Origin of the sequence: Mesorhizobium sp. M5C.F.Ca.IN.020.32.2.1 (genome assembly GCF_004023105.1) — a bacterium.
Taxonomy (GTDB): Bacteria; Pseudomonadota; Alphaproteobacteria; order Rhizobiales; family Rhizobiaceae; genus Mesorhizobium; species Mesorhizobium wenxiniae.
Window position 1 is genome coordinate 1 of the sequence record NZ_RZSX01001137.1, and the last position, 1,656, is coordinate 1,656.

Annotated in this window: 3 protein-coding genes; 2 read left to right on the forward strand and 1 reads right to left on the reverse strand. The window is 65.4% G+C overall.

Annotated elements, in window-relative coordinates:
• Nucleotides 1–67: 67 nt before the first annotated feature.
• Entirely contained in the window at nucleotides 68–370 is a 303-nt protein-coding gene (locus tag EOA86_RS33645) for a hypothetical protein (protein ID WP_127209761.1), read from the reverse strand.
• Nucleotides 371–587: 217 nt separating this feature from the next.
• On the opposite strand from EOA86_RS33645, the gene EOA86_RS33650 reads away from it, so the two are divergent.
• On the forward strand, nucleotides 588–956 hold the full coding sequence (locus tag EOA86_RS33650) for a hypothetical protein (RefSeq protein WP_029351180.1): 369 nt from the start codon (nucleotides 588–590) through the stop codon (nucleotides 954–956).
• Nucleotides 957–1,038: 82 nt separating this feature from the next.
• The gene (locus EOA86_RS33655) at nucleotides 1,039–1,497 is read left to right on the forward strand and encodes a GNAT family N-acetyltransferase (RefSeq protein WP_128345485.1); all 459 of its coding nucleotides are present in this window, start codon (nucleotides 1,039–1,041) and stop codon (nucleotides 1,495–1,497) included.
• Nucleotides 1,498–1,656 lie beyond the last annotated feature (159 nt).

Below are 1,656 nucleotides of genomic sequence, written 5' to 3' on the forward strand. Positions count from 1 at the left end.
GTATTAGGGGTGGCGGGTTCGCGCGCTCGCTTCTCCCCCTGTGGGAGAAGGTGGATCGGCGCGCCACTCAAGCCCGCCTGGATCTCTCCAGCGGAACCTCGCGCTCGCTGAGCATCCGCGCCTCGGCGCGGCGCCGCTGCTGCTCGTCGACGAATGCCGCCTGGATCACGACCGCTGCGCCCGGCAGGCCATCGGCGCGGCAGGCCGAGCAAATGAGGCGCCCCGAAAGGGACGCCAGCGGCGTCTGCGCAGTTACCCCGAAGCGCCTGAGCTCAGCCGGCTTCCACCATCTGTTGCGGCCGCAATCGATACACTCGACCGCAATCGAGACAACCTCGGTGAGCGTCGCTTCCTTGCCCGGCAATGCCATTGTTCCTGATGCCTCATGTTCCTGTTTTGTTCGCAACTTTATGGGTTTTTTCCGAAGAGTCGAGTCGGATCTGCCCAACCCTGCGTAAAAGTTTAACTTGCGCATATTTTTGAGTTATGCTTGTGTACGATATACCGATGATTAGTTAGCGCCGTGGACGTACGCATGGGCGGCAAGACCGGGCACCCGTCGCGGCCGCTCAGCCAAGGGAACCAGGATGGACGCCCTCTCCGCTCAATTCGCCCGTGATTGCGGCTATACCGGCGACAGCCCGGCCATGCTGGCAGCCTTCGCCGCCATCCGCCTCGACGGCATAGGCAAGGCCCGCCTGGGCCATGACCAGCGCAAGGCGGTGGTCGACCGGCTGAAGCACGGCGAGGCCTTGTTCCTGGCGGCGATCCGCCCGGCGCAGTCGGCCGAGGAGGCGCTCGAGGACGCCGCCCGCTTCATTGCGCTGTTCCGCAACATGCCGCGCTGGCGCCAGGAAAGACGCGGCGCCGATCTCGCCCGCGCCAGGCAGCAGCGGCTCCTGGCGCGCTTCTTCCGCCGCTATGGCCACCGCCTCTGGGCACGGCAGGCCGCGTAAGCCGGAGGTCGTCGACGCCATCGGCCGCGAATGGCTGGACCGCACTTGCCGTCGCCAGGCCCGCGCCGTATGTCGTCCCTCGATGAGCGAAATTGATTTCCGTCGCGCGCAAGCGCCCGATCTGCCGGCGATTGTCGCATTGCTAGCCGACGATGCGCTTGGCGCTGCTCGGGAAGACGCGTCGACGCCGCTCGCCCCCTCCTATCTCGATGCCTTCAGGGCAATCGATGCCGATCCCAACCAGCTGCTGGCGGTGGCCGTCGAAGCCGGGCAAGTGGTTGGAACCCTGCAGCTCAGCTTCATTCCGGGCATTTCGAGGAAAGGCGCCTGGCGCGGGCAAATCGAAGGCGTTCGCGTTGCCCGGCACCGCCGGTCCGGCGGCGTCGGCAAACGCATGATCGAATGGGCGGTTGAAGAGTGCCGCTCGCGCAACTGCAGCTTCGTTCAGCTCACGACCGACAAGAGTCGACAAGAGGCGCACGCTTTCTACGAGCGCCTCGGTTTCATCGCCAGCCATCTCGGCTACAAGATGGGGTTGTAGCGCTCGATCGGCTGATTGCCGAGTCGGCGCCGCCAATCATCCGCCTGCCGGCACCTTCTCCCCGTATGGTGAGGGGGCGAAGGGGGCTGTCCGCAACATCGCCAGTTCCTGCAACGTCGGCGAAACCATCGAAGAGAGCGCCTTCTCCCGTCCCTACAG

Coding starts and splice junctions, on each gene's coding strand:
- EOA86_RS33645 (WP_127209761.1), bottom strand. CDS start 370: ATGGCATTGCCGGGCAAGGAAGCGACGCTCACCGAGGTTGTCTCGATT.
- EOA86_RS33650 (WP_029351180.1), top strand. CDS start 588: ATGGACGCCCTCTCCGCTCAATTCGCCCGTGATTGCGGCTATACCGGC.
- EOA86_RS33655 (WP_128345485.1), top strand. CDS start 1,039: ATGAGCGAAATTGATTTCCGTCGCGCGCAAGCGCCCGATCTGCCGGCG.